Here is a 7229-nt window from a genome sequence, read left to right as displayed (position 1 = left end):
TCAAACATCTGTTCTAGATTTTCGATATGTTCTTCTTTATCTTTAACCATATGCTCTAAATTTTTTATATGGTTGTCTTTCTCTCCAGACAAATATTCTAGATTCTCAATATGCCTGTCTTTATCTTCAACCGTATGCTCTAAATTTTTTATATGGTTGTCTTTCTCTCCAAACATTTGCTCTAAATTTTCGATATGTCTTCTTTTATCTACAACTATATTCTCCAAATTTCTTATATGATTATCTTTATCTATAAGAACTTTTTCTAAATTCTGAGTATGGTTCTTATAATCAATTACATGATTTAAGTTAGAAGTCCGTAGAGGCGAATTTAAATGCGGTATTACAACATGATCATGAACAACCTTACTTTGGAATGAAAGTTCCAAGTCATAATAAACTTGAATCTTTTTCTCATTTATTTCAAACCCCAACGTTTTATATACAGCTAAAAATAATTCTAACAAAGTACTAGGAGAGTTCTTTGTTTTGCCATAGCAAGAAATCATATTATTCAACATGAGTAAACTACGAAATATAAGAAATCCAGCGGGTATTGGTTTTTTCCAAGTCCACTCGTGATCTATTGCACAAGGTATATTCTTTTGATCAATTATGATATTTTGAGGAATCAGATCAATACTATTTCCAGGCAAAAGTGTATCAATATCAATTTCCTTAATTGGATTATTTTTTGAGACAAGCGACGCCAATATGAACAAATATTTTTTGAAAAATAAAGCTACTTCATCAATAGACCATCCATCACGAGTTACAATATCAATAAACTCACAAGACAAAAGTTTACCTTTAATATAAACAGCTCTTTTTTCGAGAGTATGTGCTAGTTCCCGATACTCCAAGTTTTGAGATGTATTGGATTCAAGTAATTTACATTGGACTTCAATATCTCCTTTTTTATTGTGTAAGAATAAGGTTTCCTTACAAAATGCTTTAGTCCTTTGTGTGGAGTAGTGATACGCTAAAACTTCTGATGAAGCTAATTTAATTTTTGAGGTTTGGGCTACAATCAAAAAGGAATTCGCAAGGTCAAGTGCAAGCTCATTTTTTAAAACAACAGGCCAAACTAATTCAGGTGAAAAAACTAAATGAGGTGGTAATTGTGGATCTGCTCTTACACCATGGGTTATTAACATTCCCGCATCAAATTCTTGACTGGAAAAACCTCGCTGGCTAATGATGGATAAGGGTAACTTGTAATCGGGAAATGGGGCAAAAAAATGATTTTCTACAAAACCGGCTTGATTGAGATGGTTTTTTAAAGCATGTCGCCCATAAGTTGATGGCTGTCTATCTCTATAACGTCCTTCTATTCCATACAACGGTTTGCCATGATGATCTTCGGGGGCTCCAGCAAAATATTTAAGCCCCAGCTGATTTTCAATTGCTATAATGAGTAGACCTTCGGGTTTTAACATGGACTTAACATGCTGAAGCATGGTTTGTACCGGACATTCTCCTGGCATAAATAAATTAGCATATTCCAATACACCAATTAAAGTGATTACATCAAACTTCTGGTTCCAACAAAACTTATGAAATTGCTCACATACCACAGCTACATTACTCAAATCACGAGTTCGAGCACGAGTAATTTCAGCACGCCTTAGTGTTCCTTCAAGGGCTAAAACACGAGCACCGCATTCCCCTAAATAGCGAGTTATTGCTCCACAACCTGAACCTATTTCAAGCACGTCCGCTCCCGAAAGCATACTATGAAAAGGGCGTAAAATATTAGCTCTACTCGCACTAAGATGGTATAATGAAGGCCAATCAATACAGTGTATTTTTAATTCAGGTGAAAATAATGAGATATCCTTTGCCTGGAGAATTACCGAAATAATACGATTTTCAACCTCATCTCCGTCATTATAAGCGATACTCTCACAATCGGCTTTAAACCATACCTGTGTGGTACGATCCAAAGAGTAATCTAACTTAGAAAGCAAAGTGTTCATGTGCATACTTCCTGTGCAGAAAGTTTAAGTCCTAAATCAACAAGACCAAAGAAGTTCGTCTCCGATAAAACATGTAAATGTACCGAATCATAACGCCGGTCATGAGGAATAATATCTTCTCCTTGTCGAGAAGCAACCCCGAATGAGACAAAATAATCCCCCGAAGCCAACTTACAATGAAATGATACCTCAGATTGAATGATTTTCCCGTTAGAACCAAATGTTTTAAATTCATCTACATTAAGCGTTTCTGAGTTAGCTCCATAAACAGGCAATCCCTCTTTTGTTTTGATCGTAATCCCAAAAATTGGACGTATCACATCCCTTAAAAATATCGCTGCAATCTGAAATGTAATCAATTGACCTGTAGTGATTACCGATGGATAGGGGTTATTCTCTACTTCCATGTAAAAATCAAGGATTTTGGCCGCACCATCTCCCCATCGATATTCATAAGGATTGTAGCAAGGACGTGTGGAAAACATATCCGCAGATGTACTTAACTTATATTGGGGTTTTGTTGTTTCAATTGCAGGTTGTTGCTCTTCAGGTAGCTCTTGCGTGTTTGCCTTACCAAATAACAAATCTACATATCGATTGACGACATGCCTGGGTTCACCTAATTCCATAACCACGCCATTATTTAACAAAAGAGCTTGGGAACAATGGGTAACAATTTGGTCACTTGAGTGAGTGACCAATAAAATGCTAGTTCCATTTTCTCGCAGCTGTTTCAATCTATCGAAACATTTTGCTTGAAATTTCGCATCCCCCACGGCTAAGGCCTCATCAACGATCAGAATATCTGGCTCCACTTGTGACTGAACTGCAAAAGCTAATCTTATCGTCATTCCAGTAGAATATGTTTTAATTGGTTGCTCGATAAAGTCTCCAATATCCGCAAAAGCAACTATGTCGTCAAAACGCTCATCGATTTCTTTCTTACTCAATCCAAGCATCGTGGCATTCATATAAACATTTTCACGACCCGTAAATTCTGGATTAAAACCTGAGCCAAGCTCTAATAAAGCAGCAATCCGTCCTTGTGTTTGTACCTCTCCTTCTGTAGCAGTCAGCGTTCCACAAATGATTTGTAATAGAGTTGATTTACCGCTACCATTTTTTCCGATAATGCCAACCGTCTCACCTTTGTTTACTTGAAAGGACACATCTTTAAGTGCCCAAAACTCCCGGTAATATTGTTTACGATTTCGCCTTAATATTTGCAATAAGCGATCATGAGGTTTTTCATAAATATGATAACATTTGCTCAGATTATTTACTTTAATGGCAATTTCAGAAGACATTCACTCACCAATCCTTTTTCGAAAGTCAATTATAAAAAGCAAAAATTATGTATGATTTAACAGATAAAAATGCTTGATCAAGCAAAAAGATTATAAAACATCTGCAAATCCATCTTTTGTTTTCTGAAATCCAAGAAATCCTATATAGGCAATACAAACACTAACAATAAAAAAAATACCAAGACTTTCCCACTGAGGTAATTTTCCAAAAATAACAAGGCTTCTAGCTTGCTCAATGATACAGGTTAGTGGATTGAGAAACAAAATCTTTTGAAATAACTCAGGCAACATACTTATTGAATAGAAAACAGGTGACAGATACATTATTACTTGTAGAATAAAAACCATCATATGAGTAATATCTCTTACATATACTCCTGCAGAACAAAGAAACCAACTCATTCCTAAGGAAAACAAAATTAGGGGTATAAATAAAATAGGCAGTAATAAAATGGTACCATTCACTTTTCCTAATATAAAAAAACAAAACAACGCTAATATAAACGTATTTACTATTGCATGAAAAAGAGCTGAGCCTATGATTATCCAGGGATAAATTTCTACAGGAAATACCACTTTTTTTACAAAGTTTGCATTACTCACAATCATAGTAGGTGATCGATTCATACATTCACCAAAAAAATTCAAAATGATTAAACCTACATAAATCAGTAATGAATACATAAGATTATTAGTAACACCCGGCCATTGGATACGCATAAAAACGCTAAACACAAGTGTATAGAGACCTAACATTAATAGAGGAGCGAGTATTAACCACAATACTCCAGCAAAAGAACCACGATATCTCATCAAGATGTCTCGTTTAACGAGTTGTAGAATGAGATCATAATGACGCCATAACATTAAAAACATTTGTGCGGGATGATTTTTTGATAAAGTACGACCCATATTATTTCCTATAAATACATCCATTCAGGTTGTCATTATACAACAACATTCAATTAAAATATATACAGAACTCTATAAGTCTTCTTTCAGGTAAGTCCTATTAACCTTTTGTATAATATAGCCATTTATTAAAATATCTTATATTTCTTGAGATATCTAAAAGCTTCGTTTAAACTACTGCTGTATTATGCATGTTCCGGATGAACATATATTCAAAGGGTTGCCATAGAGCACTAAGTAAAAGAATGATTGGTAAAATAGCTCGTTCATTAATTGATGTGAAACACATCAATTTATTTTCTGTTGCTTTGAAAATGCTCGTAAACAGTAAGCGCAAGTTTATTGGTATGGTAATTGGTGCGACATTTTCTTCCTTCATCATTATGCAACAACCAGGTATTTATCAAGGAGTAACCGACCGCATTGTTGCGCCAATTCGGGCGATTACTGGTATTGATTTATGGGTGATGGGCGACACTTCCTTTTCATTTTCAGATTCTCTATATTTTAGACCTATAGATATCTATCGCATTCGTAGTATTCCTGGAGTACTTTGGGCAAAACAGTTATATCGAACATGGTATACTATGATACATACTGGCACCGGAAAAATCTCAAATTGGGAACTTATTGGTGTTGATCCAGACTCCTTACTTGGCTTGCCTGAAACCATGATAGCAGGTGCAAGATCTACAATCCATAAGACCAATTCAATTATTATTGATGGTTATGCTTTAAAACAATTCGAAACACCTGATGGAAGAACAATTCAACCGGGTGAAAAAATGATTGAAGGCCAAAACAAATTTATAGTAACGGCTATTACTAAACCATTGCGTACTTATATGTATGAGCCTAAAGCATACATGACAAGTAACCATATTCCTGATATTTCACATAGAAACTCTTTTATTTTAGTCAAAGTAAAACCGTCCTATAATGTGCAACAAGTCGCCTATGAAATTCGCAAAACCACCGGCTTTCTTCCTCTAACGCCAGATCAATTTGTCGATCGTGCCAATCAATTTTTTCGTGAAAAAACACCTATTGTTATAGCTTTTATTGCTGTAGCAATTGTGGGGTTCATTATTGGCCTTGTTATGATGTGGCAGATCTTTACCAATTTTGTTTTAACCCACCTTCATCAATTCGGCATGTTGAAAATGCTAGGAGTTTCCAGTTCTTCGTTAATTAAAATGGTATTATTTCAGGCCGCTATTACCGGAGGATTAGGTTATATTCTTGGTCTATCACTTACCATTCTTTTTGGATTGATTTTTCATGATACAACGGTGGCATTTCACCTAACTCATCAAATTATTTTATTAGGAGCACTTGGCTCAACAATAGTGATTGTTTTTTCCTCTTATTTTGCTATCTTAAAAGTCTTACGTTTGGATTCAGTAGAATTATGTCGCGACTCAAATTAATGGATAACAGCGAAATTCCTACCTTACATTGCATGGATATTGCTAAAACATATCAAACAGGCACTACAACTCTTTCTGTATTGGATAATTTTTCATTAGCTCTTCACCCCGGAGAAATAGGCATGTTGATGGGTGCGTCTGGATGTGGAAAAACAACATTACTCATGATAGTAGGAGGCATCCTCACTCCGGATCAAGGGGTTTGCGCAGTGTGTGGACACGACATTTATAAAATGTCCCCTAAAAATAAAGTTGCTTTTCGCGCCTCCCATATTAGCTTTCTTTTTCAACATCTTCATTTATTTCCGGCTCTATCTGCACTTGAAAATTTAGCATTGCCTTTGTTAATCGATGGGGTCTCACCTGAAGAAGCTTACCAACAAGCAAAGCAGCTGATGATTCGTTTAGGACTTGAAATTCATATTTACTCAAAATTAGATACTCTATCGGGTGGACAAAAACAACGGATTGCGATGGGACGTGCATTAATCCGAGCTCCTCGTTTAATTCTCTGTGACGAACCCACCAGTAATTTAGATAGAGATAGTAGTGATGTGGTTTTTTCGTTAATAGAAGAGTATGCACAAAAACATGGATGCACCTTTTTAATTTCCACTCATGATTATCGTATTATGCCACATGCGGATAAAATACTTGAGTTCAAAGGATTAAATGATTATCAAGTGACTTATCGAAAGGAAACAGTATGAAAAGAAAAATTATTGGTTGTAGTTTGCTGTTACTTTTAGTTGGTGGCTCCTATTTTTATTTCGTATTGAATCGCAAAATGGCAATGCTCCACATGCAGCCCGCGCCTGCTACCGTGAAGAATGAAGAGTTGGTTGCTCCAGCCATAATCGATGCTACAAATGACATAACTCATGTTCCAACCATACAAAGTGGCATTATTAAAAAGATTCATGTCACAGTGGGACAGATGATAAAACAAGGAGAAATTTTATTTTCACTTGATGACACAGTAGGACAGCATAATGTGGCTGTTAATCAGAGCGCACTTAGACAAGCAGAAAACAACCTTATGATTCAGACAAAAAATTTAAAGCATGCGGAAGCGCAATTAAAACGATTAAAAAGTATTGATAAACGCGCCATTAATCAAGCTGATGTACGCGAAAAAGCTTATGAAGTGAAAATGGGAACAATACAAATAGAGCAATTGCAGCACAGCTTGGACACGGCAAAAGCAAATCTAAAAAATGCTGAATTGGCTCTCCGCCAATTTAACGTTGTAGCACCGAAAGATGGAATTGTTTTACAAATTAATGCTCATGTTGATGAGTTCGTTGGCGGAGGAAGCCAAGTCATTCTCTTAGGAGATGCGCAAAAAGTAATCGTACGTGTTTCTATAGAAGAACGAGATACGAAAAAATTTTCTCCTGAAACTGCCGCATATTTAACTGGAGAAGATTTAAATATTCCTTTAACCTTTATTCAACTTGATCGTTACATTATTAATAATGATCGCTTAAATGCGCGAGTGCAAGAAGCATTATACTTTTTTAATAGAAAAGATTACCCTAATCTTGCTGCAGGTCGTCAACTTGATGCTCATATTCCCGTTAAAAATACGTGATCCTATC

Annotated in this window: 6 protein-coding genes; 3 read left to right on the top strand and 3 right to left on the bottom strand. The window is 35.6% G+C overall.

The genetic code is table 11. The features are described from left to right. The 3 genes from Lgra_RS07870 to Lgra_RS07860 all read right to left on the bottom strand — a co-directional run. Nucleotides 1–1979, bottom strand: a 1979-nt coding sequence (locus tag Lgra_RS07870; protein ID WP_162264318.1) for a class I SAM-dependent methyltransferase, incomplete at its 3' end; no start/stop codon positions are given. Continuing rightward, nucleotides 1976–3286 (bottom strand): ABC transporter ATP-binding protein, encoded by a 1311-nt coding sequence (locus Lgra_RS07865; RefSeq protein WP_058498698.1) that lies wholly within the window; start codon nucleotides 3284–3286, stop codon nucleotides 1976–1978. The genes Lgra_RS07870 and Lgra_RS07865, both read right to left, overlap by 4 nt. Nucleotides 3287–3376: 90 nt before the next feature. Next, entirely contained in the window at nucleotides 3377–4198 is an 822-nt protein-coding gene (locus Lgra_RS07860; RefSeq protein WP_058498697.1) for an ABC transporter permease, read from the bottom strand. Nucleotides 4199–4398: 200 nt separating this feature from the next. Here Lgra_RS07860 and Lgra_RS07855 point away from each other — a divergent pair, with 200 nt between their 5' ends. The 3 genes from Lgra_RS07855 to Lgra_RS07845 are packed head-to-tail and all read left to right on the top strand — an operon-like array spanning nucleotide 4399 to nucleotide 7222. Continuing rightward, complete coding sequence (locus tag Lgra_RS07855; RefSeq protein WP_207385577.1) at nucleotides 4399–5628, top strand: ABC transporter permease; 1230 nt, start codon at nucleotides 4399–4401, stop codon at nucleotides 5626–5628. Next, nucleotides 5610–6338, top strand: coding sequence for an ABC transporter ATP-binding protein (locus Lgra_RS07850; RefSeq protein ID WP_083502876.1), 729 nt, complete (start codon nucleotides 5610–5612; stop codon nucleotides 6336–6338). Before Lgra_RS07855 ends, Lgra_RS07850 begins: the two co-directional genes overlap by 19 nt. Beyond that, entirely contained in the window at nucleotides 6335–7222 is an 888-nt protein-coding gene (locus tag Lgra_RS07845) for an efflux RND transporter periplasmic adaptor subunit (protein WP_058498694.1), read from the top strand. The genes Lgra_RS07850 and Lgra_RS07845 overlap by 4 nt, the downstream gene beginning before the upstream one ends. Nucleotides 7223–7229: the final 7 nt, after the last annotated feature.

The sequence above is a fragment of the Legionella gratiana genome, assembly GCF_001467695.1.
GTDB lineage: Bacteria > Pseudomonadota > Gammaproteobacteria > Legionellales > Legionellaceae > Legionella > Legionella gratiana.
Note: the sequence above shows the minus strand (reverse complement) of the source record. Positions and strands in the feature narration are given on the sequence as shown.